General features: G+C 72.4%; 23 protein-coding genes. 7 read left to right on the forward strand and 16 right to left on the reverse strand.

The features are described 5' to 3' along the window. Nucleotides 1–35 precede the first annotated feature (35 nt). On the forward strand, nucleotides 36–2066 hold the full coding sequence (pknB, locus tag VKA29_RS34845) for a Stk1 family PASTA domain-containing Ser/Thr kinase (RefSeq protein WP_324790050.1): 2031 nt from the start codon (nucleotides 36–38) through the stop codon (nucleotides 2064–2066). Between the two features lie 97 nt (nucleotides 2067–2163). Here the strand turns inward: pknB and VKA29_RS34850 are convergent, their stop codons facing one another. From VKA29_RS34850 to VKA29_RS34875, 6 genes are read right to left on the reverse strand one after another with little or no spacing between them, the layout of a single operon-like run. Beyond that, on the reverse strand, nucleotides 2164–2916 hold the full coding sequence (locus tag VKA29_RS34850; RefSeq protein ID WP_324790051.1) for a class E sortase: 753 nt from the start codon (nucleotides 2914–2916) through the stop codon (nucleotides 2164–2166). Between the two features lie 15 nt (nucleotides 2917–2931). Continuing rightward, a complete protein-coding gene (locus tag VKA29_RS34855; RefSeq protein WP_324790052.1) occupies nucleotides 2932–4014 on the reverse strand; it encodes a class E sortase in 1083 nt (360 codons plus the stop codon). Then, on the reverse strand, nucleotides 4011–4649 hold the full coding sequence (locus VKA29_RS34860) for an aminodeoxychorismate/anthranilate synthase component II (protein ID WP_324790053.1): 639 nt from the start codon (nucleotides 4647–4649) through the stop codon (nucleotides 4011–4013). Before VKA29_RS34860 ends, VKA29_RS34855 begins: the two co-directional genes overlap by 4 nt. Then, nucleotides 4646–4843 carry a hypothetical protein gene (locus tag VKA29_RS34865; RefSeq protein ID WP_324790054.1) on the reverse strand — a complete coding sequence of 66 codons (198 nt, stop codon included), beginning with the start codon at nucleotides 4841–4843 and terminating at the stop codon, nucleotides 4646–4648. Before VKA29_RS34865 ends, VKA29_RS34860 begins: the two co-directional genes overlap by 4 nt. Before the next feature lie 19 nt (nucleotides 4844–4862). After that, the gene (locus tag VKA29_RS34870) at nucleotides 4863–5558 is read right to left on the reverse strand and encodes a class E sortase (protein WP_324790055.1); all 696 of its coding nucleotides are present in this window, start codon (nucleotides 5556–5558) and stop codon (nucleotides 4863–4865) included. Nucleotides 5559–5581: 23 nt separating this feature from the next. Further along, nucleotides 5582–6361: a DUF881 domain-containing protein gene (locus VKA29_RS34875; protein ID WP_324790056.1), complete on the reverse strand. Its 780-nt coding sequence runs from the start codon at nucleotides 6359–6361 to the stop codon at nucleotides 5582–5584. A 139-nt stretch (nucleotides 6362–6500) separates the two neighbouring features. Here VKA29_RS34875 and crgA point away from each other — a divergent pair, with 139 nt between their 5' ends. Further along, the gene (crgA, locus tag VKA29_RS34880; RefSeq protein WP_324790057.1) at nucleotides 6501–6755 is read left to right on the forward strand and encodes a cell division protein CrgA; all 255 of its coding nucleotides are present in this window, start codon (nucleotides 6501–6503) and stop codon (nucleotides 6753–6755) included. A gap of 378 nt (nucleotides 6756–7133) precedes the next feature. Here crgA and VKA29_RS34885 read toward each other — a convergent pair whose 3' ends face one another. After that, a complete protein-coding gene (locus VKA29_RS34885; protein WP_324790058.1) occupies nucleotides 7134–8021 on the reverse strand; it encodes a rhomboid family intramembrane serine protease in 888 nt (295 codons plus the stop codon). A 151-nt stretch (nucleotides 8022–8172) separates the two neighbouring features. Beyond that, a complete protein-coding gene (locus tag VKA29_RS34890) occupies nucleotides 8173–8706 on the reverse strand; it encodes a peptidylprolyl isomerase (protein WP_324790059.1) in 534 nt (177 codons plus the stop codon). Between the two features lie 522 nt (nucleotides 8707–9228). Here VKA29_RS34890 and VKA29_RS34895 point away from each other — a divergent pair. Beyond that, nucleotides 9229–9930 carry a DUF5324 family protein gene (locus tag VKA29_RS34895; protein WP_324790060.1) on the forward strand — a complete coding sequence of 234 codons (702 nt, stop codon included), beginning with the start codon at nucleotides 9229–9231 and terminating at the stop codon, nucleotides 9928–9930. A gap of 97 nt (nucleotides 9931–10027) precedes the next feature. Here the strand turns inward: VKA29_RS34895 and VKA29_RS34900 are convergent, their stop codons facing one another. Further along, nucleotides 10028–10708, reverse strand: coding sequence for a restriction endonuclease (locus tag VKA29_RS34900; RefSeq protein ID WP_324790061.1), 681 nt, complete (start codon nucleotides 10706–10708; stop codon nucleotides 10028–10030). Between the two features lie 403 nt (nucleotides 10709–11111). Here VKA29_RS34900 and VKA29_RS34905 point away from each other — a divergent pair, with 403 nt between their 5' ends. The 4 genes from VKA29_RS34905 to VKA29_RS34920 all read left to right on the forward strand — a co-directional run bounded on the left by VKA29_RS34905 (nucleotide 11112) and on the right by VKA29_RS34920 (nucleotide 15824). Beyond that, nucleotides 11112–12299 (forward strand): 3-deoxy-7-phosphoheptulonate synthase, encoded by a 1188-nt coding sequence (locus VKA29_RS34905; RefSeq protein ID WP_324790062.1) that lies wholly within the window; start codon nucleotides 11112–11114, stop codon nucleotides 12297–12299. Nucleotides 12300–12332: 33 nt separating this feature from the next. Continuing rightward, nucleotides 12333–13103: a 2,3-dihydro-2,3-dihydroxybenzoate dehydrogenase gene (locus VKA29_RS34910; protein WP_324790063.1), complete on the forward strand. Its 771-nt coding sequence runs from the start codon at nucleotides 12333–12335 to the stop codon at nucleotides 13101–13103. 181 nt (nucleotides 13104–13284) lie between these two features. Next, nucleotides 13285–13908, forward strand: a complete 624-nt coding sequence (locus VKA29_RS34915) for an isochorismatase family protein (protein ID WP_324790064.1) — start codon at nucleotides 13285–13287, stop codon at nucleotides 13906–13908. Further along, nucleotides 13905–15824, forward strand: coding sequence for an anthranilate synthase family protein (locus VKA29_RS34920; RefSeq protein WP_324790065.1), 1920 nt, complete (start codon nucleotides 13905–13907; stop codon nucleotides 15822–15824). The genes VKA29_RS34915 and VKA29_RS34920 overlap by 4 nt, the downstream gene beginning before the upstream one ends. Nucleotides 15825–16640: 816 nt before the next feature. Here VKA29_RS34920 and pcaB read toward each other — a convergent pair. The 7 genes from pcaB to VKA29_RS34955 all read right to left on the reverse strand — a co-directional run bounded on the left by pcaB (nucleotide 16641) and on the right by VKA29_RS34955 (nucleotide 26175). After that, nucleotides 16641–18071 carry a 3-carboxy-cis,cis-muconate cycloisomerase gene (pcaB, locus tag VKA29_RS34925; RefSeq protein WP_420718638.1) on the reverse strand — a complete coding sequence of 477 codons (1431 nt, stop codon included), beginning with the start codon at nucleotides 18069–18071 and terminating at the stop codon, nucleotides 16641–16643. A 277-nt stretch (nucleotides 18072–18348) separates the two neighbouring features. Next, nucleotides 18349–20376 carry an FAD/NAD(P)-binding protein gene (locus tag VKA29_RS34930; RefSeq protein WP_324790066.1) on the reverse strand — a complete coding sequence of 676 codons (2028 nt, stop codon included), beginning with the start codon at nucleotides 20374–20376 and terminating at the stop codon, nucleotides 18349–18351. Next, the gene (locus VKA29_RS34935; RefSeq protein ID WP_324790067.1) at nucleotides 20373–21935 is read right to left on the reverse strand and encodes a class I adenylate-forming enzyme family protein; all 1563 of its coding nucleotides are present in this window, start codon (nucleotides 21933–21935) and stop codon (nucleotides 20373–20375) included. The genes VKA29_RS34930 and VKA29_RS34935 overlap by 4 nt, the downstream gene beginning before the upstream one ends. A 73-nt stretch (nucleotides 21936–22008) precedes the next feature. Continuing rightward, a complete protein-coding gene (locus VKA29_RS34940; protein WP_324790068.1) occupies nucleotides 22009–22719 on the reverse strand; it encodes an SRPBCC family protein in 711 nt (236 codons plus the stop codon). Nucleotides 22720–22775: 56 nt separating this feature from the next. Then, nucleotides 22776–23753, reverse strand: coding sequence for an NADPH:quinone reductase (locus VKA29_RS34945; RefSeq protein ID WP_324790069.1), 978 nt, complete (start codon nucleotides 23751–23753; stop codon nucleotides 22776–22778). A 413-nt stretch (nucleotides 23754–24166) separates the two neighbouring features. Next, a complete protein-coding gene (locus VKA29_RS34950) occupies nucleotides 24167–25204 on the reverse strand; it encodes an NAD-dependent epimerase/dehydratase family protein (protein WP_324790070.1) in 1038 nt (345 codons plus the stop codon). Next, nucleotides 25201–26175, reverse strand: a complete 975-nt coding sequence (locus VKA29_RS34955; protein ID WP_324790240.1) for a ScbA/BarX family gamma-butyrolactone biosynthesis protein — start codon at nucleotides 26173–26175, stop codon at nucleotides 25201–25203. The genes VKA29_RS34950 and VKA29_RS34955 overlap by 4 nt, the downstream gene beginning before the upstream one ends. Between the last annotated feature and the right edge of the window lie 20 nt (nucleotides 26176–26195).

The raw sequence follows: 26195 nt of genomic DNA on the forward strand, positions 1-26195 counted from the left end.
CGGTCGGGACCGACGGAGAGGGCTGGTAGGAAGCTATGGAAGAGCCGCGTCGCCTCGGCGGCCGGTACGAGCTGGGCCATGTGCTCGGCCGTGGTGGCATGGCGGAGGTCTACCTCGCGCACGACACCCGCCTCGGCCGCACCGTGGCGGTGAAGACGCTGCGCGCCGACCTCGCGCGCGACCCGTCCTTCCAGGCCCGGTTCCGCCGGGAGGCCCAGTCGGCCGCCTCGCTCAACCATCCCGCGATCGTCGCGGTCTACGACACGGGCGAGGACTACATCGACGGGGTCTCGATCCCGTACATCGTGATGGAGTACGTCGACGGCTCCACGCTCCGTGAGCTGCTGCACTCCGGCCGCAAGCTGCTGCCGGAGCGGGCCATGGAGATGACCATCGGCATCCTCCAGGGCCTGGAGTACGCCCACCGCAGCGGCATCGTCCACCGCGACATCAAGCCGGCCAACGTCATGCTGACGCGCAACGGCCAGGTCAAGGTGATGGACTTCGGCATCGCCCGCGCCATGGGCGACGCCGGCATGACGATGACGCAGACGGCGGCGGTCATCGGCACCGCGCAGTACCTCTCGCCGGAGCAGGCCAAGGGCGAGCAGGTCGACGCCCGTTCCGACCTGTACTCCACCGGCTGCCTGCTGTACGAGCTGCTGACGGTCCGCCCGCCGTTCGTGGGCGACTCCCCGGTCGCGGTCGCCTACCAGCACGTGCGGGAGGAGGCCCAGCCGCCGTCCGTCTTCGACCCCGAGATCACGCCCGAGATGGACGCGATCGTGTTGAAGGCGCTGACCAAGGACCCCAACTACCGGTACCAGTCCGCGGACGAGATGCGCGCCGACATCGAGGCCTGCCTCGACGGCCAGCCCGTCGCCGCCGCGGCGGCCATGAGCCCGGTGGGCTACGGCGGCTACCCCGACGACCAGCCGACCACGGCCCTGCGCGCCGACGCGGGCGCCGGCGCCGGCGCCACGTCGATGCTGCCGCCCATGAACCCGGACGACGGTGGCTACGGCTACGACGACCGTCCCGACCGCCGCCGCCAGAAGAAGAACAACACCTCCACGATCCTGCTCGTCGTCGCCGGCGTCCTGGTGCTGATCGGCGCCATATTGATCGGGAAGTGGGCCTTCAGCGGCAACGGGGGCGCGGGCAACGACACGGTCCCGGTGCCCAACCTGGTCAGCCAGACCGAGGGCGACGCCAAGAAGCTGCTGGCCAACAGCGACCTCGAAGTGGGCGAGATCACCCGCAAGCCCTGCGAGGCGCAGAGCAAGGGCAAGGTCTGCTCGCAGGAACCGGGCAAGAACACCGACGTCAAGAAGGGCTCCACCGTCAACTTCGTGGTGTCCACGGGCGCCCCGAAGGTCACCGTCCCCAGCGTGATCGGCCTGAGCCTCGACGAGGCCAAGTCGAAGCTGGAGGGCGACGACTACCAGTTCCAGGTCGAGACGAAGACCCGTGAGTCCTCGGAGACCGCGAACCAGGTCCTCGATCAGGACCCGGTCGGCGGCAAGCGGGTGGAGAAGGGATCGACGATCACCCTCACCATCGCCAAGGCCGCCGAGACGGTGCCGGTCCCGGACGTCGCGGGCAAGAGCTGCGAGGAAGCGACGGCCCAGATGGCAGCCAGCAACCTCGTCGGCAACTGCACCGACGTGGAGACCGACAACGCCGCCCTGGTGGGCAAGGTCGTCGGCACCAACCCGGTCGCCGGCAGCCAGGTGAAGAAGAACTCCGCGGTGACCATCCAGATCGGCAAGGCCAAGCAGCAAGTCACGGTGCCCGGCGTCGTCGGCCGGAAGGTGAAGGACGCAAGGAAGGCCCTGCAGCAGGCCGGCTTCAACAACATCCAGTTCGCCGACGGCAGCGACTCGAGCGACGACGCGATCGTGATAGGGCAGGATCCGGGCGCGAACACCCAGGTCGCCGATCCGGGCAGCACCACGATCACCCTCACGACGTTCGGCGGCAACGGCGGCAACGGCGGCAACGACAACGGCGGCACCAACTTCTTCGGCGGTGTCGACGGAGTCGCGTACCGTCAGGAGAACTGACCCGCCCGCACCCGGCACACACGAGAGCCCCGGCGCCCGCAAGGGACCGGGGCTCTCGTCGTCGCAAGCCCGCCCGACCGTCAGCGCGGCCGGCCGGTCACCGCAGTTCCTTCGGCGGGGTCCGTTCGCTGTTCACCTTCTGGGTGCGGACCAGTTCGCCCCAGACGACGTAGCGGTAGCGGGACGTGTACACCGGGGTGCACGTCGTGAGGGTGATGTAGTGGCCGGGCTTCTTCCGGCCGGACTCCTTCGGCACCGGCGACAGCACCTTCACGTTGTACTTCGAGGTCTCGGCGAGGACCGCGTACACCTTGTAGACGTACCACTTGTCCTTCGTCTCGAAGACGATCGGGTCGCCCTTCCTCACCTTGTCGATGTTGTGGAACTTGGCGCCGTGGCCGTCCCGGTGGGCGGCGAGGGTGAAGTTGCCCTTCTTGCCCGTCGTCGGGAGCGTCGCCTTGATCGGGTCGGTGTAGTAGCCGGCCACGCCGTCGTTGAGGATCTTCGCCGAGGTGCCCTTCTCCACCAGGACCTCGCCGTTCTTCATGGCGGGGACGTGCAGGAAGCCGATGCCGTCCTTGGTGTCCAGCGCGCCCGGGCCCGTCGGTCCCTGGGACCAGCCGTCGCGGACCTTGTCGCCCTGCCGGTCGGCCCTGCGGTCCGCGACCACGTTGGTCCACCACAGCGAGTAGACGACGAACAGGCCCAGCACCAGGCCCGAGGTGATCAGCAGTTCGCCGAAGACGCTCACCGCGAAGGCGATGCGGCCCGGACGCCGGGGGGTGGCGTCGTCCGGCGGTGAGTCCCCGGTGTGCTCTGCGTGCTGCGTGCCGCCGGTGGTCGCTGCCACGTTGTTCAACCGCCCCTATTCGACGAGCGCATCCGGCTTCCCCTTGCTGCGCGGCCGTTCCTCGACCATCTTGCCCCAGACGATCAGCCGGTACTTGCTGGTGAACTCCGGCGTGCAGGTCGTCAGGGTGATGTAGCGGCCGGGCTGTGTGAAGCCCGAGCCGGGCGGTACCGGCCCGATGACGCTCGTGTTGCCCGGCGGCGTCACCGGCAGCGTCGACGTCATCGTGTAGACGTAGTACTCGTCCTGCGTCTCGACGACGATCGGGTCGCCCTTGCGCAGCCGGTTGATGTACCGGAAGGGCTCGCCGTGCGTGTTGCGGTGCCCGGCCAGCGCGAAGTTGCCGGTCCTCGCCGACGGCATCGCCGTCTTCAGCTCGCCCTCGCTGTAGTGCCCCACCATGCCCTTGTCGAGCACCTTCTTGTTGCTGACGCCCTCCGCGATCGGGACCACCACGTCCAGTTTCGGGATGTGGAGTATCGCGAAGCCCTGCCCCGGCTCGAAGCTCCCCGGAGCACGCTTGCCGTCCGCCCAGTCGTGCTGGAGGCTGCTGGTCTCCTTGTCCGCCTGCGCGTGCGCCCGGACGTTCGTCCACCACAACTGGTACGAGACGAACAGCAGCATGAGGACGCCCGTGGTGATGAACACCTCGCCGATCACCCGGCTCGCCACGACCGCCGGGCTCGCCTTGCTCGCACGGGCCCGCCGACGCGCCTCCACCCGGGACAACGGCGCGCCAGAAGCCTCCGGCGCCGCAGCGGCGGCAGTGGCGGCAGTGGCGGCAGCCGCGGCAGCGGACGCCGGGCGGGCGCCCCCGTGACGCCCGTGACGGCGCTTGGCGGCCTTTCTCCGGGCCGCACGCCCGCCGGAGGGCCTTCCCGTGACGGAAGTGACGGACAGGGCCGCAGAGGACGACGGGGGCGGATCCGGCGGCGGATCCGGGATCCGCAGCGCCACCGTCTCCTCGTCGATCGGCGGCAGCGGCTGCGTCTCGGGCGCCTGCTGTCCCGCCGACCAGTCCGCGAACGCCCCGGACGCCTCGTACGGCTCCTGCCCGTACGGGGCGCCGGACTTGCGCTCGGGACGCAACGCGGTCACGCCGTGGCCCTGCCCACCACCGGGGCGAGCCCCGCAGACCGTGCCACCGCGTCCTCGTCGCCGCACTCCACCAGCCAGTTGGCCAGCATCCGGTGACCGTGCTCGGTGAGCACCGACTCCGGGTGGAACTGCACGCCCTCGACCGGCAGCTCACGGTGGCGCAGGCCCATGATGATGCCGTCGTGCGTTCGGGCGGTGACCTCCAGCTCCGCCGGAACCGTCGCCGGCTCGGCGGCCAGCGAGTGGTAGCGCGTCGCCGTGAACGGCGACGGCAGGCCGGCGAAGACGCCCTTGCCCGCGTGCTCCACCAAGGACGTCTTGCCGTGCAGCAGTTCAGGGGCACGGCTCACCACACCGCCGTACGCCACCTGCATCGACTGCATCCCCAGGCACACCCCGAAGACGGGCACCCCGGTCGCCGCGCAGTGGCGGACCATCTCGACGCAGACGCCCGCCTCCTCCGGCGTCCCCGGGCCCGGCGAGAGGAGGACGCCGTCGAAGCCGTCCTGGGCGTGCGCCGTCGACACCTCGTCGTTGCGCACCACCTCGCACTCGGCACCGAGCTGATACAGGTACTGGACCAGGTTGAAGACGAAGCTGTCGTAGTTGTCGACGACGAGAATCCGCGCGCTCACTGGTTGTCCACCGTCACATCGTTGAAGGGAAGCAGCGGCTCGGCCCACGGAAACACGTACTGGAACAGGATGTAGACCACCGCCAGAACCAGCACGAGTGAGATCAGCGCCTTCACCCACGCGTTCCCCGGCAGATGCCGCCAGATCCAGCCGTACATGCCGTCCCTTCCGTTCCACCACGGCACCGGACCCATTCGCCGTACCGGCACCAGACTAACGGCGCAGAGCCCCCGGCCTGCCTGCCTCCACGGGCTGCGTGGAGTCCAGATGTGCCCACACGATCAGCCGGTGACTGTGCCCCCACTCCGGATCGCAGGTGGTCAGCGTCAGGTAACGGCCCTCGCGTTTATATCCCGACTTACGTGGCACAGGGTCGATCACCTCAACGTCCGCCGGAACCGTTTTGTAAGGCCCTTTGTCGATCCGATACGTGAACCAGGTGGTCCCGTCCGTCAGCACCACCGCGTCCCCCCGGCGCAGCCTCGGGAAGTCCTTGAACGGATCGCCGTACGTCCGCCGGTGGCCGGCCACCGCGAAGTTCCCCCGCTGCCCGAGCCGGGCGGTGCCCGCGTAGTGCCCGAGCCCCTTCTTCAGCGTGTCCACGGCCGTGCCCTCCAGGACCGGCTTGTTCCACGTGAAACCAAGACGCGGGATGTACATGATCGCGAAGGCGCTGCCCGCGACATACGGCGCCGGTTTCTTCGCAGCCGGGGCCGGGGCCGCGGAGGTGCCGGCCGCCGCCGACGGCACGCTCTGCCGGGCCCAACGGTCCTGGAGGACGTCGATCTGGTGATCCATCGCGCCGTCCGCCCGCACACCCGTCCAGAACAGCACGTAGACGACGAAGAGCACGATCAGGGCGCCCACGGTGATGCACAGCTCGCTGACGGTCCTGACGACGACGCGCACCGGCAGCTCCTGAACGGCTCAGCTCATCCCACGGGCTCGGCGTAGTGCAGATCCACTGTGCCCGAGTAACCGGGCAGAGTCACCGTCCCGTTCTCGGTGACTTTCCAGCCCAGGCCGTAGACGTTCACGTACACCATGTAGTTCTGGATCGCCGGGGAGTCGGACAGCGCCTTGTTCAGCTTCTCCGGATCACCGACCGCCGTGATCTTGTAGGGCGGCGAGTACACCCTGCCCTGCAGGATCAGCGTGTTGCCGACGCAGCGCACGGCACTGGTGGAGATCAGCCGCTGGTCCATGACCTTGATGCCCTTGGCGCCGCCCTGCCACAGCGCGTTCACCACCGCCTGGAGGTCCTGCTGGTGGATGACCAGGTAGTCGGGCTGCGGCTCGGGATAACCGGGCAGCTTGGCGGTCGCGTCCGGCGGAGCGTCGTTGAGCGTGACCGTGATCGCCTCGCCCGTCAGCTTCTGCGTGCCCGCCCGGTGCTCCAGGGCCTTGAGCTTCTCGTCCTCCGCCTTGGTCCTGCCGTCGTCCCGCGCCGCCAGCGACTCCACCTCGCCGCGCAGCGAGCCGTTGGACTCGTCCAGCTCGCCGTTCTTGCGGCTCCGCTCCTGGATGAGGTCGGAGAGCTTCAGCAGCGAGGTGTCCGTGCGGATGTTGGTGCCCTTGGCGGTGTCGAAGCTGGTGAAGAAAATGAGCCCGGCGAGCGCGAAGACGGCCACCGTGAGCACCCGAACGGGCCGGAAACGGCGCCCGGGGGCAGGGGTGGAACCGGACTGGGGAGAGTCGGCAGAATTGCTCAACGTACCCTTATCTCCTTCGGCGCCGCGGAAGCACTACGCTAACTGACGCCCGGGGGAGCGCTAAGAGTCCCCTTGCACCGCCCCGAGCCCGACCCAGTTACCTGCGCGGCCACGCAGCGCATCGACAGGAGAGACCCTCGTGCCGAAGTCACGTATCCGCAAGAAGGCCGACTACACGCCGCCGCCCGCGAAGCAGGCGACCGCCATCAAGCTGAACAGCCGCGCCTGGGTCGCTCCCGTGATGCTGGCCATGTTCCTCATCGGGCTCGCCTGGATCGTCGTCTTCTATGTGAGCGACGGCTCGCTGCCGATCGACAAGCTGGACAACTGGAACATCGTGGTCGGCTTCGGCTTCATCGCGGCCGGCTTCGCCGTCTCCACCCAGTGGAAGTAGCGCCGCGAGCGGCGTGGTAGCGCCGCGATGGCGCCGCCTGTGACGCTGCGTGTGGCGCCGTAGTGGCGCTGCGGTGGTGCCGTAGTGACAGCTGCGGTGGTGCCGTAGTGACAGCTGCGGTGGTGCCGTGCCGTCCACCGCCGGGCACACCGGCGGGTTATCCACAGATCGCGGAAATATCCACAGGCCACCTGGGGAAAAGAAACGACGATCTGTGGATAACTCCCCGCCCATTGACACCGGTACGACTGTCACACCGCCACCCGGACGTCTGTTCGCCCCCTGCCTGACCTGCGTGAACGCGGGTCAGGCAGGGGGCGCGCTGCTTGCCGCACTCCATGCACAAGATTGGCCACACGCTGTGGACAACCGGGCACCTCAGGTGAGCTGAGCCGTCCTGACCAGGGTGATGACGACCACGGCGGCGAGCACCACGGCGCAGGTGCCGTACTGCACGAGGGCGCGGTGTCTGCGGGGGGCGTGGACCATCGCGTAGCCGGTGATCACGCCGGCCACGAGGCCGCCGATGTGGGCCTGCCAGGCGATGTTGCTCCAGCCGAAGGTGAAGATCAGGTTGATCACCAGCAGGGCGATGATCGGCCGCATGTCGTAGTCGAGTCGGCGCATCAGCACGGCGGTGGCGCCGAAGAGGCCGAAGATCGCACCGGACGCGCCCAGCGAGGGCTGGTTCGGGGCGGCGACCAGGTAGGTGAGGGCGCTGCCTGCCAGCCCTGAGGTGAAGTAGAGCGCGAGGTAGCGGGCGCGGCCGAGGGCCGCCTCCAGGGGGGCGCCGAGCCACCACAGACTGAGCATGTTGAACAGGATGTGGATGTAGCTGCCGTGCAGGAACATCGGGGTGAGCAGCCGGTACCACTCGCCCTGGGCGATCCCGTGCACGGAGCCGAGTACGGGGACGTAGGCCTGTCCCAGCATCTCGAAGCGCTCGGTGAAGCGGTCGCCGACCGCGAGCTGGACGAGGAAGACGGCGAGGTTGACGGCGATCAGCACCTTGGTGACCAGCCGCGGGTCGGCGGCGACCGTGCCACCGGCGAGGGTGCGGGGCCTGGCGGCGTCGGGCGCGTGACCGGTGCCGGAGCCGCCTCGGGCGCACTCGGGGCACTGGAAGCCGACCGAGGCGTTCACCATGCACTCGGGGCAGATCGGGCGTTCGCAGCGGGTGCAGCGGATGCCCGTCTCGCGGTCGGGGTGGCGGTAGCAGCCGGGCAGGCTCATGGCGTCCTGCGAGCTGCTTGCCGCGTGGTCCATGGTTTCCCCTCGGTCGTCCGGCGGGCGGCGTGCGCATACCGGTTGTGCGCATACGCACCGCCCCGCCCATCTTTACGGATGAGCGGGGCGTTTGGTTCCTGCCCTGCCGACAGATTCCTGCCCTGCCGGCACGTGACCGGCGGGTGCCGGTTCAGCCCTCGCGGGGCTCCACGACGACCGACTCGATGACGACGTCGTTGACCGGGCGGTCGGTGCGCGGGTTGGTCTGGGTGGCGGCGATGGCGTCCACGACCTTCTGGCTGGCCGCGTCCGTGACCTCGCCGAAGATCGTGTGCTTGCGGTTCAGCCACGTCGTCGGCGAGACGGTGATGAAGAACTGCGAGCCGTTGGTGCCCGGACCGGCGTTGGCCATGGCCAGGAGGTAGGGCTTGTTGAAGGACAGGTCCGGGTGGAACTCGTCCTCGAACTGGTAGCCGGGACCGCCGGTGCCGTTGCCCAGCGGGTCACCGCCCTGGATCATGAAGCCGCTGATCACCCGGTGGAAGACCGTGCCGTCGTAGAGCTTGTCCGTGGACTTCTGGCCCGTGGCGGGGTTGGTCCACTCACGCTCGCCCTTGGCGAGCTCGACGAAGTTCTTGACCGTCTTGGGGGCGTGGTTCGGCAGGAGCCGGACTTCGATGTCCCCGTGGTTGGTCTTCAGGGTGGCGTAAAGCTGCTCAGCCACGATCTGCCTTCCGTTGTCTTCCTGTGACTCCCTGATCCTCGCACGGTCCGGGCCGCGCGTCGCCCGTCGGCCGGTTCCGGGCGCGGTCAGAGGGGAAGTCGGTGGGGAGAACAGGGCGAGTCCGTCCGGTTCGGGGGCGCTCGGCGGCCATCCGTGGCATTGTCGACGACAAGTACCCCTTGCACCGTATTCATCCTCATATCCGACTGTCGACTCTTGATCGGCTCTCGATCGGCTCATGATCGGCTTCCGACCGGCTCTGTCGAGCACCTCCCGACCGGCTCTCCCGACCGGCTCCCTCTCGACGGGGCTCTCGCGACGGGGCTCTCGATGGGGTTATCGACGGGCCTCTCAACCGGACTCTCGACCGGACTCTCGACCGGCTCCGCACCGCCGGACGGCCCGGAGTCGCGTCGCATGACCCGGATGCCCGCCCTCACATGCCCCGGGGTCCGTTGGCAGGCATGATCCGTAAAAGGGTGGAAAGTCGAAATACCGTACGCCACCGAGGAGGAGGAACCCGTGACCCGCATCGACAGCGTGCGCGCCGCGACCGGTTCGGCGAAGGACAGCGTGCTGCACGCCGCGGAAGTGGTGGCGCCCTACGCCGACACGGCCAAGGACAGGGCCGCACACTACGCACACGAGGCACGCGTACGGCTCGCGCCCAAGGTGACGCTGGCCGCAGAGCAGGCCCGCGCCCAGTACGGCGTCCATGTCGCGCCGCGCCTGGAGCAGGCACGTGCGCACGTGCCGCCGAAGTTCGACCATGCGGCCCAGGAGGCCGCCGAACGTACGCGTTCGGCTGCCCGGCAGGCCGCCGACTACTCCCGGCCGAAGATCGAGCAGGTCGTGGCCGTGGCGGGGCCCGCCGGCGCCGAGGCCGCGGCGCGTGGTGCGGCCGCGCTGGCCGCGCTGCGCGGCCAGGTCACGGCGCGGCAGATCCAGAAGCTGGTCCGCAGGCAGGAGCGGCGGGCGAAAGTGGGCCGACTGGCCAAGGCGCTGGTGGTCTTCGGCGCCGTCGCGGGCGGTGCCTTCGCCGCCTGGAAGTGGTGGGACAAGCAGGCCAACCCGGACTGGCTGGTCGAGCCGCCCGCCGCGACCGAGGTCCCCGAGTCGAGCCGGCTCACGTCCGTGGACGGCACCGGACCGTCGGTGCTCGACCCGGAGGTGCAGGCCAAGCAGGCCGAGGAGGAGGCAGCCCGGCGCGACGAGGGCCAGTGAGAACCGGTCCGCACCGGCAGACGTCCCGTATTCATGGTGAGGCCCGAAACCGCGACCGTTCTTCGCGGTTTCGGGCCTTTCGCGCGCGTGGGTGCCGTCACACCCCGGGAATCCGCCGCTCCAGGGCTTTCAGGGGATTTCCCGCACCCATTTCCATCCTTTGCAGCCGGACGCGATGCCGGTGGAGCCGCCGCTCGATGCGCTGGACGTCGGCCCGCAGGGCGATCAGTTCCCGGCGGTGTTCGCCGGAGGTTTCGATCAGCGCGTTGAACAGCGGCACCACGGTCCTGCCGAGGATGTGCGTGATGCGTTCGTCGATTCGCTGGTCGATGCGTGCGTCGAGGGAGTCGGCGGGCCTGTGGACAGAGTTTTCCACAGGCTGTGCACGCGCCAGATACTCCATGTCCAGCAGATACGCACGCACCTGACGTGCGACGTCGCTGTCCCGGAGCAGCATGGCGACGTCGAGGACAGCCCGGCGGGAGAAGATCGCCAGGGAGCGGGTGCGGGACTGGATGCCACTGAGGTCCTTGAAGGACCTCAGTTCCTCCCCGATCAGCAGTCGGTAGCCGTTGGCCTCCAGTTCGCCTCGGTGGTCCTTGATCAGTGACTTGACGGCTTCGAGGCCGACGTCGAAGTACGCCGCCACCATCGCCGTCGTCACGTGCATGCCGTCCGGCAGCAGCGACAGTGCCTTGACCCGGTCGAGGACGTCCGTGCGGTCGAGGACGCTGTCGCGCAGCGTCCTGGACTCCAGGAGCACCGATTCGTCGATCATGTTCTGCCCGTTCGTTGAGCGGTACGGCCGTGCGACGGCCGGGGCAGAGCTGTGGTGCCCGCCCAGTTCGATCAACGATTCGTCAGATGAGAAGACACGAATCCCTATTCACGCACGGTCAAGCCGGAAATGACTTATGGCGTATGGCGCATTGGAGCATAGGCGTTCTCCTGTGTGTCAGGAGGTTTTCCGGGCATTGTCTGTCACCTTTCTCCCGCACCTGACCTACTCTCACCTCACCCTTTGCCGCCCGGTTGAGCGCTGACCACCATGGCGGGACCGCTGTGGTTCCGGTGTTTCGGGGTCACGTGTCGGCAGGATCTGGCGGCAGTGCGTATTCGTTCCGGGAGCCTGTCACCGAATTCCCGCCGTCTCAGCTCACCATCGCAACGGGAGACGACCAGTGACAGTGACGACAGGGGACGGAACTCTGCTCGACCCGCGGGCACACCCGCCCCTGCAACAGCCGGACTGGGGCGCGGACCCCCGGTTGCCGGCGGTGCGGGAGGAACTGGTGCTGAGCGATCCGCTGGTGGCTTCCTCGGACGTACGGCGACTGCGGGCGCTGCTCGCCGAGGTCGCGACGGGGCGTGCCCTGGTGGTGCAGGCCGGCGACTGCGCGGAGGACTTCGCCGAGTGCACCCGCGATCACGTGGCGCGCAAGGCGGGGCTGCTGGAGGCGCTCGCCGGTGTGCTGACCGCGCGGACGCGGCTGCCGGTGGTGCGGGTCGGACGGATGGCCGGCCAGTTCGCGAAGCCGCGCTCACAGCCGACCGAGCGCGTCGAGGGTGTCGAACTGCCCGTCTACCGCGGACACATGGTCAACTCGCCGGTTCCCGAACGGGCCGCGCGCCGTCCCGACCCGTTGCGTCTGCTGCACGGCTACACCGCGGCCCGGCAGGCCATGGGGCATCTCGGGTGGCTCGGGGAGCGGAGCGGGCCGGGCGGCGGCCGGCCGTCGGTGTGGACCAGCCACGAGGCCCTGCTGCTCGACTACGAGATGCCGCTGATCCGCTGCGACGAGCACGGCCGGCCGTTGCTGACCTCCACCCACTGGCCGTGGATCGGCGAGCGCACCCGGCAGCCCGACGGCCCTCATGTCGCTCTCCTGTCCGACGTGGTGAATCCGGTGGCCTGCAAGGTGGGCCCCGACACCAGCGTGGGCGACGTGCTGCGGCTGTGCGCGCGGCTCGATCCGCACCGTGAACCCGGGCGGCTGACGCTGGTGGCCCGGATGGGCGCCGACCTGGTGGGCGAACGTCTGCCCGCGCTGGTGTGGGCGGTGCGGGCGGCCCGGCATCCGGTCGTGTGGCTGACCGATCCGATGCACGGCAACACGGTGAGCACGGAGTACGGGCTGAAGACCCGCCGCGTCGAGTCCGTGATCGCGGAGGTGGAGGCGTTCCAGCGGGCCGTGCGGTCCTCCGGCGGTGTCGCGGGCGGTCTCCATCTGGAGACCACGCCGCACGACGTCGTCGAGTGCGACCTCGGTCTCGCCGGGGACCGCGGGCGGCTGTCGTACACGACGCTGTGCGATCCCCGGCTCAATCTCGGCCAGGCCGTCACCGTCGTGTCGGCCTGGCGGTCCTAGCTGTTCCGGCTGTCCCAGTTGCGGGAGGTAACGATGGAGAACCGAGTCGCCGTGGTCACCGGCGCCGCCGGCGGTATCGGCGGGGCGGTCGCCCGGGCACTGTGCGAAGAGGGAGCGGTGGTCGCCGCGCTGGACCGTGACGCCGTCCGGTTGGCGGAGACGGTGGAGAAGCTGCGCGGCGACGGGTACGAGGCGCACGCCTTCCCGGTCGACGTGACCGACGGCGCGGACGTGGAACGGGTCGTGGACGGCGTGGAGAGCACGCTCGGGCCCGTCGGCCACCTGGTCAACGCGGCCGGTGTGCTGCGTCTGGGCGGGGTGCTGGACTACGGCGACGAGGACTGGCGGGCCACGTTCGGGGTGAACACCGACGGCGTCTTCCACATGTGCCGGGCCGTCGTGCGGCGCATGGTGCCGCGGGCCGCCGGCTCGGTGGTCACCGTGGCGTCCAACGCGGCGGGCACTCCCCGTACGGCCATGGCTGCGTACGGGGCCTCCAAGGCGGCGGCCACGATGTTCACCAAGTCACTGGGGCTGGAGGTCGCCCGGCACGGCATCCGCTGCAACGTGGTGGCGCCGGGTTCCACCGACACGCCGATGCTGCACTCCATGTGGCGGGACGAGAGCGGGCGGACCGGCACCGTCGAGGGCGACCCCGGCGCGTTCCGCACCGGCATCCCGCTGGGCCGCGTCGCCCAGCCGTCGAACGTCGCCGACGCCGTCCTCTTCCTGCTGTCCGACCGGGCCCGCCACATCACCCTGCACGTCCTGACCGTCGACGGCGGCGCCTCCCTGGGCAGCTAGGCCCGGTCCGACGCCCCGCCGGACACAGCACTCGCCGGTTTCGCTCGTTTCACTCATTTCGCTTGTTTCGCTCGTTTCGCCGGTATCCCCGGCTTCGCTGGTCTCGCTGGTCTCGCTGAATTCGCTGGTCTCGCTGGATTCGCTGGATTCGCTCCGGTTTCGTCGAAAGGACCCGTCGGCCATGGCAGGCATACCCACGATCGCCCCCTATCCCCTGCCCGGCGCGGGCGAGCTGCCCGCGAACACCGCCGCGTGGACGGCCGATGCCGGGCGGGCGGTGCTGCTGCTGCACGACATGCAGCGCTATTTCCTCGCGCCCCTTCCCGAGGTCCTGCGCGCGAAACTCGTCGCCAACGTCGCGGCGCTGGCCGACCGGGCCCGGGCCCTCGGCGTCCCCGTGGCCTACACCGCCCAGCCCGGTGGCATGAGCCCCGAACAGCGCGGTCTGCTGAAGGACTTCTGGGGCCCCGGCATGCGTACCGCGCCGGCCGACCGGGAGATCGTCGAGGAGCTGGCGCCCCGGGACGGGGACTGGCTGTTCACCAAGTGGCGCTACAGCGCCTTCTTCCGCTCCGACCTGCTGGAACTCATGCGGGCCCACGGCCGTGACCAGCTGGTGGTGTGCGGGGTGTACGGGCACGTGGGCGTGCTGATGACGGCCGTGGACGCCTTCACCCACGACATCCAGCCGTTCCTGGTGGCCGACGGCGTCGCCGACTTCGGCGCGGCGGAGCACCGTACGACCCTCGACTACGCGGCCCGGCGCTGCGCGGTGGTCACCACCGCGAAGGAGGTCTTCGCATGAGCGGCACCAGCGGCACCAGCGGCACCAGCAACGGTGGTGGCGGACTGCTGGACCGGGTGCTGGCTCCCGGGGGGCCCGGAGTGCCGTACGCGCTGCTCCACCGGCCGGAGGCGACCGGTCCGGGCCTGCTCGACGTGCTCACCGGCGAGGTGGCGGAGGTCGCCCGTCTCGCCGACCTGCCCATGGGGCAGGAGCCGGGCGCCGGGCGGCACCAGGTGCTGGCGCTGGTGCCCTACCGGCAGATCGCCGAGCGGGGTTTCGCCGCCCCGGACGACGGCACGCCCCTGCTGGCGATGACCGTCACCGGGCAGGAGACGGTCCGCGTGCACGACTTCCTCGCGCGGGCCCCGCGCACGACCGTGCGGCTGGCCGGCGGGCACTTCGACATCGGCGACGAGGCGTACGCGGAGCTGGTCCGGCGGATCGTACGGGACGAGATCGGCACCGGTGAGGGCGCCAACTTCGTCCTGAAGCGCACCTTCGTCGCCGACCTCACCGACTACGGCCCCGCCACCGCGCCGGCCCTGTTCCGGCTGCTGCTGACGCTGGAGTCGGGCGCGTACTGGACGTTCCTGGTGCACACCGGCGACCGGACGCTCGTCGGGGCGACGCCGGAACGGCACATCAGCGTGCGCGGCGGTGCGGCGGTGATGAACCCGATCAGCGGCACCTACCGCTACCCGTCCACCGGTCCCAGCCTCTCCGGCGTCCTCGACTTCCTCGCCGACCGCAAGGAGGCCGACGAGCTGTACATGGTCGTCGACGAGGAGCTGAAGATGATGGCCCGGATCTGCGACGACGGGCCGCGCGTGGTGGGCCCGTACCTGAAGGAGATGGCGCGGCTCGCGCACACCGAGTACTTCGTCGAGGGCCGCACCGGCCGCGATCCGCGGGAGATCCTGCGCGAGACGCTGTTCGCGCCGACCGTCACCGGCTCTCCGCTGGAGAGCGCGGCCCGGGTCGTCGAGCGGTACGAACCGGACGGGCGCGGCTACTACAGCGGGGTCGCCGCGCTGATCGGGCGGGACGCGCGGGGCGGGCGGACGCTCGACTCGGCGATCCTGATCCGCACCGCCGACATCGACGCGGGCGGGCGGCTGCGGCTGTCGGTGGGCGCCACGCTGGTGCGGCACTCCGACGCCGCCTCCGAGGTCGCGGAGACCCGCGCCAAGGCGGCGGGGATGCTGGCCGCGCTGGAGGCGGAGGGGCCGGCGCGGTTCGCGGACCACCCGAACGTGCGGGCGGCCCTGGAGCTGCGCAACGCCTCGCTGGCCGGTTTCTGGCTGGCGGACGGGGCGGCCGAGACACGGACGGTGCCGCGGCTGGAAGGCGGCCGAGTGCTGATCGTCGACGCGGAGGACACGTTCACCTCGATGCTCGGGCGGCAGCTGGGTTCGCTGGGGCTGGCGGTGACGGTCCGCCGTTTCGACGAGGCGTACTCCTTCGCCGACCACGATCTCGTCGTCCTCGGCCCCGGTCCGGGGGATCCGCGCCGGCCCGCACATCCGAAGATCGCGCACCTGCGCGGCGCGGTGGACGCGTTGATCGCCGGGCGCCGGCCGTTCCTCGCGGTGTGTCTGAGCCACCAGGTGCTCGCGACGCGGTTGGGTTTCGAGCTGGCGCGCCGGGACGTGCCGAACCAAGGTGTGCAGCGCGAGATCGACCTGTTCGGCACGCGCGCGCGGGTGGGCTTCTACAACACCTTCGCGGCCCGTTCGCGCGGCGACCGGGTCAACTGTGCGGGCGTCGGCGCCGTCGAGGTCTGCCGCGACGCGGACACGGGCGAGGTGCACGCCCTGCGCGGGCCGCACTTCGCGTCGGTGCAGTTCCATCCGGAGTCGGTGCTCACGCAGGACGGGCCGCGTCTGGTGGGCCGGCTGCTGACCGGCCTGCGGCCGGCGGTGGCGGTCGGGTGACGCACCCTCACCCGCGCCCGCGCCGGGAACGGGCCACGGGAAGGGGCCGGCCTCCGTCCGACGGGAGGCCGGCCCCTTCGGGCCGTGGGAGCCGGGTCGGGTGCCGACCCTAGGGACGGGATACCGACCGTACGGCCAGGTACCGGCAACAGAGCCAGGCACCGGCCGGGGGCCATGTGCCGACCGAGGGCCAGGGGGCCGACCGAGGGCCAGGGGCCGGTTGGCGGGCCAGGGGCGGATCCCCAGATGCCGGCCATGGACCGGATGCCAGCCGGAGGACGGGACGTCGGCCGTGAAGCCGGATGCCGAACGCAGAGCCAGATGCCGACCGTAAGACCGGGTGCCGCGGGACCGGATACCTCCCCGCAGAGCCGCGCACCGCCCGAGCACCACGTGCCACCCCTGAGTGCCAGGCGTCGGCCGTGGGACCGGATGCCGGTGGGAGAGCCGGACGTCGGCCAGAACCCCAGGTGCCGACTGTGGCACCGGATGCCAGCGGGAGGTCCGGACGCCGGCCGGAGACCCAGGTGCCGACCGTGCGACCGGATACCTACCCGCAGAGCCAGGCACCGGCCGAGCGCCACGAGCCAGCCCGGAGACCCAGGTGCCGGCCCTGGGACCGGATGCCTACCCGCAGAGCCAGGCACCGGCCGAGCGCCACGAGCCAGCCCGGAGGGCCGGGTGCCGGCCGTGGGGCCAGGTGCCAGCCCGGAGGGCCGGGTGCCGGCCATGGGGCCAGGTGCCGGCCGGAGGGGCAAGGGCGCGGGTGCGGGGCCGGGTGCAGAGCCGGATGGCGGGCGCGGGGTCGGGGGTCGGTCAGGTGTCTGCCGCGTGCAGGGCCCGGTCGACCAGTTCCCCGGCGGCTCCGGTGTACGTCGCCGGGTCGCACAGGGCGGTCAGGTCCGCCGCGTCCAGTGCGAGGCCGGGGACCGCGGCGAGGAGGTCGGCGAGCGGGCGGCCGGTGCGGACGGCGTCGGCGGAGAGGTGGGCCAGGAGCTGCTTGGCGGCAGCCTTGCCCAGGCCGGGGGCGAGGACGGCGGCGACGCGTTCGGAGACGATCCCGCTGCCGGTCAGGGCGAGGTTGGCCCGCATGCGGTCGGCGTGGACGTGCAGGCCCTCGGTGAGTTCGACGGCCGTGTGGGCGGCGCCGCCCGCGAGCCGCAGGCACTCACGCAGCGGCAGCCACTCGGCGTGCCAGGCGCCCGCGGACCGCTCGTCCTCGCTCATCAGGCACTGGGTCAGGCCGGCGGCCATTACGGGGACCTGAAGGGCCGCGCTGCGCAGCAGCGTCGCCAGGACGGGGTTGCGTTTGTGCGGCATCGCGGAGGAGCCGCCGCGAGCGGCGCCACCGGGCTCGGCGACCTCGCCCACCTCGGTGCGCACCAGTGACTGCACGTCCAGGGCGATCTTGCCGAGCGCACCCGCGGTGAACGCCAGGGCGGCGGCGAGGTCGGCCACGGGGGTGCGCAGGGCGTGCCAGGGCAGCACCGGCCGGTCCAGGCCGGTCTCGGCGGCGTAGGCGTCGACGAGGCGGTCCAGGTAGGCGGCGCGGTCGAGCGGGCCGGCGGTGTCGATCGCCGCGTACTCGAGGTAGCCGGCCAGGGTGCCGGCCGCGCCGCCGAGCGAGACCGGCAGCACCACGGCGGCCAGGCGCTGCCGGGCGTCCAGCAGCAGCCGCTGCCAGCCGGCGGCCTTCAGGCCGAAGGTGGTGGGGACGGCGTGCAGGGCGAGAGTGCGGCCGGCCATCGGGGTGTCGCGGTGGCCGGCGGCGAGGGCGCCGCACGCGGCGGCGGCCCGGTCGAGGTCGGCGACCGTCAGGGCGCGGGCCCGGGCGGCGACCAGCATGCTGCCGGTGTCGAGGATGTCCTGACTGGTGGAGCCGCGGTGCACGTACTCGGCGGCGGCCGGGTCCACGTCGGCGACGGCGCCGGTGAGCGCCCGCACCAGGCCGACGACGGGGTTGGCAGTCTCCCGCGCGGCGAGCGCGAGGGCGCGCAGGTCGAGCCGGTCGGCCCGGGCGACCTCGCCGATGACGTCGGCGGCCCGCTGCGGCAGCGTGCCGAGCCGGGCCTGCGCCCGCGCGAGTGCCGCCTCGGCGTCGAGCATGGCCTGCAGCCAGGCCCGGTCGCCGACGGCGGCTTCGACGGGCGTTCCGGCACGGACGGGGGAGAGCAGCCCGGCGTCCACGAGGTCGCCGAGCCCGGCGGGGGCGGCGGGCCCGGCGGGGGCGGGGGCGGCGGCGCTCACGCGGCCACCCCTCTCGGGACGCCCCGCACGACCGGCCCCGGTCCCGCGCCCCGGAGACCACCCCGCGCCGCGGCCCCGGACGGCGGCGCCCAGTCCGCCGCCGCCCGCACCGCCGGGGACACGAGGACCGCGCCCACACCGGCACCGGCACCGGTGAAGCCGCGCCGCGCCACCACCCCGGCCGCCAACCCGACGCCGACCCCGGCCTCGGCCGCGGCTCCGGCGTCGAAGCCGGACCGGGCTCCGCCGGGGCGACCCGCGTGTGCGGCCGCGGTGTTCACACGATCACCTCCGTCACGTCCACGTCCGCGTCCGTGAACGGGTCCGTGGACGGGTCGGCGTCCGTCCCCACCGGGTGGATGCCCGACGGCGGCCGGGCGTGCGGCGGGAGGGCGAGGACCGCGCGGGCGATGGCGTCCGAGTCGCCGAGGGTGACGGAGTCCACTCCGGGGCGGATACCGGCGGCGGTGACCCAGTGCACGGACTCGGTGGGGACGCCGTAGGCGAAGCGGCGCGGGTGGGCGCGGCCGCGGGCGTCGAGGAGGCGGTAGGGGCGCTCGGTGACGGCGAGACCGCCGGTCTCGTGGCTCGGGCCGTGGGCGCTGTCGATGCGGTACGGCGCCGCCTGCTCGGTGCTCAGCAGGTGCTGCAGGAGCGGGTCGTCGGTGCGGCGCAGGTCGGGTTCCGGCAGCCGGGCCTCGATGAGGACGGTGGCGCGGACGGGCGGTCCGGGCACGGCCTCGGAGTCGGCGACGAAGGCGGGCGAACGGGTGTCGATGCGCACCCGGGTGCCCGGCCCGGTGACGGTCAGCACCCCGGCCTCGATCAGCGCGGTCATCTCCTCGATGCGGGAGGCGGGCGGGCCGATCGACAGGAACGCGTTGAGCGGGGTGTACCAGCCGTCGAGGTCGTCGCGGTGCGAGGCGCCGTCCAGGCCGCCGTGGTCCACGGCGAGCCGGATCTCGTTGCGCAGGTCGCGCAGCACGTCGAGGGCGGCCTTCAGCGGGCCGCGGACGTTTCCGGCGCGCGCCTCGCGCACGTCCTCGCGCAGGTGCTCCAGCAGCCAGTCGCGGAAGTCGTCGCGGCCGGCGAAGACCCGGTCGCCGTAGGGACGGGAGAGCTGCTCCCAGTCCCAGCGCTCGGCCGCGGGGATGCCGAACGCGTCGAGCAGCGCCGTCTCCTCGTCCTCTGGCAGCGCCAGGTACCGCTCGACGAAGGCTTCCTCCTCGGCGCCGCGGCCGTGAGCGCGCAGCAGGGTGCCGTAGTAGACGCTCTCGACCTCCTTGCGGATCAGCGGCCACAGGTCGCCGGTGAAGTCGATGCGGGGGCCCGGTCCGGTGCGGCCGCGCAGGCGCGCGACGAAGCCGGGGGTGAGCAGGCGCGGCTGGTGGCGGCCGTGGGCGCCCTTCTCGTTCTCACCGCGCGCGTGATAGGGCACGCCGCGCCGGGAGAACACGTACAGCCGGGGTTCGCGGCCGGAGGGCAGGTACGTCAGCCCGCCGTCGTCGCGGCGTACGAAGGCGCCGCCGCGGCCGGCCGTGAACAGGGCCATGTGGTCGAAGAAGTTGAGGCCGAGGCCGCGCAGCAGCACGGTCTGTCCGGGCTGTATGCCGCTGAGGTCGAGGTCGGCGGGGTTGGCCGGGGGGAGGTAGGTCAGGTAGTGGATGCGGGCGAGGCTGGCGGTGCGGGCCTCGCGCGGGCTGAGGCGGGCCGGTACGTGGCCCTGGGCCAGGACGATCGCGTCGAGGGTGTTGAGGCGGGTGCCGTCCTCCAGGCGGACGCCCTGCGGGCCGCCGGGCACGCCGTGGGTGTCGGCCATCGCCAGGGCCCGGCTGCGGTGGACGCGCACGTGGACGTGGGCGGGCGCGCCGGCGACGATCTGCTGGAAGCAGTCGCGCAGGTAGCGGCCGTAGAACGCGCGGGTGGGGTAGGCGTCGGGGCCGAGGGCGGCGGCCTCCTTCAGGATGTGTTCGTCGTAGTCGCCGAACTGGCCGAGGACGGACAGGCTGCGGGCCCACTCGTGGAGGGTGGGGCCGGGTTCGACGGGGCCCTCGATGCGGACGGAGTCGTCGGTGAAGACCGTGATCTGCGAGGCCACGGTGTTCATCAGCAGGTGGCAGGACTGCTCCGGGCGCCAGACCGTGCCGGCGCCGGGGGCGGCGGGGTCGACCACGTGCACGACGACCTCGTCGTGCGTGGGGGTGCGGCGCTCGTTGGCGAGCAGCCGCTCCAGCACGGACAGGCCGCGTGGGCCTGCCCCGATCACGCAGATCTCGGCGCGGATGTGGGTGCGGGGGCCGTTCATGCCGGTACCTCCCGGGCGGTCAGCAGCCGGGCCAGCTCCAGCCGTTTGATCTTGGTGGTGGCCGTCTGCGGCAGGTCGCGCTGTCGCCACTGCACCGGCTCGCCCAGGGCGGGCAGGCCGTCCAGGGCGGCCTGCCACCGGGCGCCGTCCAGCGGCAGGTCGTCGCGGGTGCACACCACGGGCGAGGGAACGCCGCCGGAGCCGGGCACGATGATGACCTCGATCAGCTCCGGCAGCCGGCCGAGCAGCTTGTCCTCGATCTCCAGGGTGCTGTCGATGCCGGGGATGCGGTCGACCTCCCGGTCCAGCAGGTGCAGGCAGCCCCATCCGGTGCGGTAACCGAGGTCGCCCATGCGCCACCAGCCGTCGTTGACCTGCTTCTGCCAGCGCGGGTGCTCGCCGAGGTAGGTGAGGACGCGCCCGTCGGTGCGCACCTCGATGAAGCCGGGGTTGGCCTTGCTGACCGGGTTGCCGTCCCGGCTGACGACGCGCACGCCGGTCATGCCGGGGAACGGCATGCCGACGCAGCGCCCGTCGAAGGGGTGGCGGTCGGTGTAGGTGCGGGCGGCGACGGGGCCGACCTCGCTCTGGCCGTAGATCTGGGCGTAGCGCGGATTGCGGCGCCCGGAGGCGCGCAGCATCGTGGCGACGGTGCGGGGGTGGACGGCGTCGAAGGTGCTGGAGAAGTACTTGACGTGCGCCAGCGGGCGGCGCGGGTCGTCGGCCAGGACCTCCCAGCGCAGCAGAGTGTTGGGGTGGGTCTCGACGATGCCGGGGCGGACCCGGGTGAACAGCTCGGCCACGGCCGCCGGTTCGTCGTCGCGCAGCATGATCAGCGGGTGGCCCTGGAGGAGGGAGATGGGCATCGCGGTGAACAGCCGGGAGTGCACGAACGACATGTGCATCGCGACCGGTTCGCGCTTGTCGATGAGGCGGACCACGCTCGCCTGGGGGCGGTAGCGCGCCTGGAAGGTGCGGTTGGTGTGGACGGCGAGTTTGGGGATGCCGGTGGTGCCGGAGGTGTGCGTGATGAGCACCGGGTGGTCCGGGGACATCGTCACCGGGTCGACGCGGGGAGCGCCGGCCAGGTCCGCGAGGGCGGTGGCCCGTTCGTGGCGGCCGACCGCCAGCAGCACCCCCCGGGTGAGACCGGCGATGTCGTCGGGCAGGTGGTGGTCCAGCTTGTCCTGGTCGGTGATCAGGTACGGCTGGTCGACCCGGCGCACGAGTTCGGCGACCGTGGCCCCGTCCAGCTTCGGCGACAGCAGTACGGCGGTCGCGCCGACGCGGGCCACGGCGACGGCGAGCAGGGTGATGTCGAACCCGTCGGACTTGTGCAGCACCACCCGGTCACCCGGGCGGACCCGGGCGGCCCACAGCCGGGCGGCGAAGTCGTCCACGAGCGCGGCCAGTTCGGTGACGGTGGCGCGGCGGCCGAAGCCGGGCGCGCAGTCGAGGTCGTGGTCGAGCACCACGAAGTTCGCCGGGAACCTGGCGGCCGCCCTGTCGAAGAGCGTTCCCAGCCGGATTCCGTTGTTAGCTATCCGCTGCAGAAACATGTGCCTTCCTCCCGCAGTGCCGCAGAGGCCGGGCCGCCGGTGACCGACGGAACACGATTTCAGGCCGCTGTGTTCAGCCCTGCTGTTGTTCGTCGACGTTCTCGGTGACCGTCTCGGCCGCCACCCCGGTGGCCTTCTCCGCGGTCTTCCCATCGGTCTTCTCCGCGGTCTTCTCCGTGGCCTTTTCGATGACCTGCTTGATGCGCCGTACCGTGGCGGCGAGATCCTTTTCCAGCTTCACGCCCCATTCGGCGACGAAATCCCGGCGTGCCGCTTCGTCGAGTTCCGCGGTGATCGAGCGGATTCCCTCGGTGGCGCGGCCCATCCGGAAGTGGTGGACGAGTGTGCTGGTGCCGGGTTCGGCGCCGGGTGCGATGTCGAAGCCCCAGACGCTCTCCTGCCTCGCGCCGGCGGCGGTGAGCATGGCCCAGCGGAAGGTGCGGCCGGGTTCGGCCGCGACGACCTCGGCCTCCGTGTACCAGGTGCCGCGGACCACGGGAGCCCAGCCGACCACCTCTGGCGAGCGCTCGTTCTCGCCGCGGAACACCGTGCCGACGGCGGCGGGCGGACCGCCCTTCCAGCTGCCGCCGCGGCATTCCGGACTCCATTCGCGGCTGCGCGGCAGATCGCTGACGACGGAATAGATTCCGTGCGGATCCGCGGCGACCTGGATTTCCGCCCGGAACTCGAACAGCGGCACGGTGTCGATGACGGATACGGCGCCGACGTCGGCGCCGGACACGGAAGCGGACGCGGACGCGCGGGCAATGCTTTCGGTCGTCATGCCGGAAATCCTCGCGACCGCTTCCGGGTACGGTCAACGCATTCTTTCAGGGTGCGTCAAGTCCTCACGATCAGAATCATTTTTCCGCGCACTTCGCCGTTTTCCAGGCGGCGGTGCGCCTCGGCCGCCGCGTTCAGCGGCAGCGTCTCGGTCGCGCGGGGTGCCAGGGCCCGTTCCGCGGTGAGCCGGCCTACCGCGGCGGCGGCCTCGGCCAGTTCGGGGACGGTGGCGTGCGAGATGGCGAAGCCGTGCACCGAGCCCTCCTTCAGGTACAGGGGGCCCGTGGGCAGCGCGGGTCGGGTGCGCAGGCCGGCCAGCAGGACGATCCGGCCGCGCCGCGCCAGCGCGTCCACGGCGAGCGGGAGGTCGTTGGCGCCGGCCGTGTCCAGCCACACCCCGGCGCCGGACGGGCAGGCCGCCCGGATCCGGGCACCTGGGTCGGGAGCACGGTGGTCGACGAACTCGGCGGCGCCCAGGGAGCGGCAGCGGTCCTCGTCCCGCGCCGAGGCCACGGCGACGACCCGGGCCCCGGCGCGGGCGGCCAGCACCACCGCCGCCCCGCCCACGTTCCCGGCGGCGCCGACCACGACCACGCTCTCGCCGGCCCGCAGCCGGCCGTGCGTGAACAGGCCGAGATGGGCGGTCGCCGCGCCGTGCGCCACCGCCACCGTGTCCAGCGGGTCGGCGCCGGGCGGCAGGTGGTACAGCCGGTCGACCGGCACCACCGCCCGCTCGGCGGCGGCGCCCTGCCGCCCCTCGTGCCCCAGGCTGTTGCACCACACCCGGTCCCCGGGCGCGAAGCCGGGCGCGCCGGGCCCGGCCGCGACGACCGTGCCCACGAGGTCGCGGCCGACGACGAACGGCAGCGGGACCGGGGTGCGCCAGGCGCCGGAGCGGACGAAGGTGTCGACGTGGTTCACGGCGACCGCGTCGACCGCCACCAGGACGTCCGTGGGTCCGGGCACCGGGTCGGGCAGCTCTCCGTGACGGATGACCTCGGGCGGACCGAACCGGTCGATGTACGCAGCGAGCATGGGCGGGTCTCTCTCCGGAATCCGGGCGGGGCGGCAGGACGGCGGCCGGGGGACGGCGGACAGGGGGACGGCGGACAGGGGGACGGCCGCAGCGGGGCAGCGACGCCGGGGAGGCGGCAGCAGGTCGACGGGGGCGGGTCGGCGGGGGCGGGGAGCGGGCGGGTGGAAAGCAGCATGCGGGAGGCGGGCCGTGCGGCGCCGTCAGGTGCGGTTCCGTGTCGCGAGGTGCCGCCGGTACCAGGCGGCCGCCTCCGCCAGCCGCGCCGCGTGGCCCGGTCCGGGCGGGCAGCCGGTCAGGGACCACAGCGTGCCGCGGTACCAGCGGTCCTCCGCGAGCAGCCGCGCCCGGTGCGCGCTGACGGTGCCGGGCGCCTCGGCCGGACGGGCCGCGTGGCCCGGGCCGTGCGGCGCCGTCAGGTGCGGTTCCGTGTCGCGAGGTGCCGCCGGTACCAGGCGGCCGCCTCCGCCAGCCGCGCCGCGTGGCCCGGTCCGGGCGGGCAGCCGGTCAGGGACCACAGCGTGCCGCGGTACCAGCGGTCCTCCGCGAGCAGCCGTTNNNNTGCCGCGTGGCCCGGTCCGGGCGGGCAGCCGGTCAGGGACCACAGCGTGCCGCGGTACCAGCGGTCCTCCGCGAGCAGCCGTGCCTGGTGCGCGCTGACGGTGCCGGGTGCCTCGGCCAGACGGGCCAGGTAGGCGTCCAGGGGCAGGCCGGCCGACGGGACCGGCAGGCCGAGGGTGTCGCCGAGCAGGCCGGTGAACTCGCGCAGGGTGAGGGTGTCCGGGTGGGCGGCGTGGTGGACGGTGCCCGGGGCGGCGAGGCCGGGGTCGCGGGCCAGGGCGGCCAGCGGCCGGGCCAGGTCGTCGACCGCCACCAGCGACAGCCGGGCCCTGCCGTCCTCCGGCAACGCCGGTACGCGGTTCAGCAGTTCGGCGAGGGAGGGCACCACCCACACGTCCCCGGCGCCGTACACCAGCGGTGCCCGGACCACCGTGCCGCCCGCGGCGAGCACGGCGTGCTCGGCCAGCAGCCGGGTACGGCTGGTCGCCGAGGCGGGCGCGGGCTCGCGTTCGTGCGCGGTCAGGCCCCGGTGCGGTCCGGCGCCGAGGACGGCGGTGGTGGAGAGCAGGACGGTCCGGCGCACCCCGGCACGCGCGGCCTCGGCGAGCAGGGCGCCGGTGCCGTCGACGTTGACCGCCCGGCACCTGTCCTCGTCGCCGCCGATGCAGGAGGCGCAGTGCAGCACGGTGTCCACGCCGCCGCACGCCCCGCGCAGGGAGGCGGGATCGGTGAGGTCCCCGCCGGTGTACTCGACGCCGGGCACCGCGTCGGACGGGAACGGCAGGCGCCGCACCAGCGCCGTCACCGTGGACGCGTCGTCGCGGGCCAGCGCCCGCAGCACCGCCGAGCCGATGAACCCGGTGCCGCCGGTGACCAGGATCCGCCCGGTCACGACGCACCGCCGGCGACCGGACGCGCCGTCAGCACGCCTTCGGCGGCGACCTCGTCGTCCTGCACCAGGGCCACCCGGACCGGGAGGCCGCCGCCCGGGAGCGGGCGCCCGGGGGAGGCGGTGACGTGGCACGGACGGTCGAGTTCCACGTACCGGCGGAACCCTGCTTCCAGGGAGGGGACCACCATGTGCGGGTACCCGGTGGCCAGCTGGGCCGCCTGCCGCATCGCCTCGACGATCGCGCGGCCGGGCAGGTGGTCGCTCTGGCTGTCGAAGACGACCGGGTGACCGCGCTCGGCCCGCAGCCGCCACACCCCGGGCCTCCCGGTGGCCGCGAGCAGCACGTCCCGGGCCCGGGTGCGCCCGGCCGGCGCGGGCGTCACCGGCTCGGGCCCGTCGACGACGGCGGGCGCCGTGACCGCCGCGGGCGCCGTGACGACGGCGGGCGCCGTGACGACGGCGGGCGCCGGGGGGCGGGCCGGGCGGAGCCTGCGGTAGGCGGCCCGGGTGACGCAGGTCGCCGAGGCGCCGCCGCGGCCGACCCGGAGGCCGCCGCGCCAGAGGTCCGCCTCCAGGTGGAAGGAGGCCAGCCGGCCGCCGCGCCGCCGCACGTCGTCGCACCGCACCACCACGGTCGCCGGGGAGAGCGGGACGCCGGCCGCGAGGACGTCGCCGGGCACCTCGTACCGCAGGTCCCACAGCAGGAAGTGCAGGTCGGTCGGGGCGCCGTAGGCCATGTGCGCGACGGCCGCGCCCGCCTGGCGGATCGTCTCCGCCATCAGCATCGGGTTGTCGCCGCCCGCGACCGGGCCGAACAGCGCGTGCGCGCGGGGCCAGCGGGCGGCCATCCGGTGGGTGCCGTCGGCGCCGGTCTGGAAATGGGTGATCAGGATGTCGTCGTCGGCACTCCGGTGGACGAACTCCCGCGGGACCGGCTGGCGGGTGGAGTGGTCCGGCGGGGCGAGGAGCATGGTCACGGTTGGTGTCTCTC

Source organism: Streptomyces sp. H51 (genome assembly GCF_035656535.1).
Classification (GTDB): Bacteria; Actinomycetota; Actinomycetes; order Streptomycetales; family Streptomycetaceae; genus Streptomyces.

Bases quoted from the DNA above. Each gene is read 5' to 3' on its own strand.
- pknB (WP_324790050.1), top strand. From the start codon at position 36: ATGGAAGAGCCGCGTCGCCTCGGCGGCCGGTACGAGCTGGGCCATGTG.
- VKA29_RS34865 (WP_324790054.1), bottom strand. From the start codon at position 4,843: ATGGGTCCGGTGCCGTGGTGGAACGGAAGGGACGGCATGTACGGCTGG.
- VKA29_RS34885 (WP_324790058.1), bottom strand. From the start codon at position 8,021: ATGGACCACGCGGCAAGCAGCTCGCAGGACGCCATGAGCCTGCCCGGC.
- VKA29_RS34900 (WP_324790061.1), bottom strand. From the start codon at position 10,708: ATGATCGACGAATCGGTGCTCCTGGAGTCCAGGACGCTGCGCGACAGC.
- VKA29_RS34910 (WP_324790063.1), top strand. From the start codon at position 12,333: ATGGAGAACCGAGTCGCCGTGGTCACCGGCGCCGCCGGCGGTATCGGC.
- VKA29_RS34915 (WP_324790064.1), top strand. From the start codon at position 13,285: ATGGCAGGCATACCCACGATCGCCCCCTATCCCCTGCCCGGCGCGGGC.
- VKA29_RS34920 (WP_324790065.1), top strand. From the start codon at position 13,905: ATGAGCGGCACCAGCGGCACCAGCGGCACCAGCAACGGTGGTGGCGGA.
- VKA29_RS34930 (WP_324790066.1), bottom strand. From the start codon at position 20,376: ATGAACGGCCCCCGCACCCACATCCGCGCCGAGATCTGCGTGATCGGG.
- VKA29_RS34935 (WP_324790067.1), bottom strand. From the start codon at position 21,935: ATGTTTCTGCAGCGGATAGCTAACAACGGAATCCGGCTGGGAACGCTC.
- VKA29_RS34940 (WP_324790068.1), bottom strand. From the start codon at position 22,719: ATGACGACCGAAAGCATTGCCCGCGCGTCCGCGTCCGCTTCCGTGTCC.
- VKA29_RS34945 (WP_324790069.1), bottom strand. From the start codon at position 23,753: ATGCTCGCTGCGTACATCGACCGGTTCGGTCCGCCCGAGGTCATCCGT.
- VKA29_RS34955 (WP_324790240.1), bottom strand. From the start codon at position 26,175: ATGCTCCTCGCCCCGCCGGACCACTCCACCCGCCAGCCGGTCCCGCGG.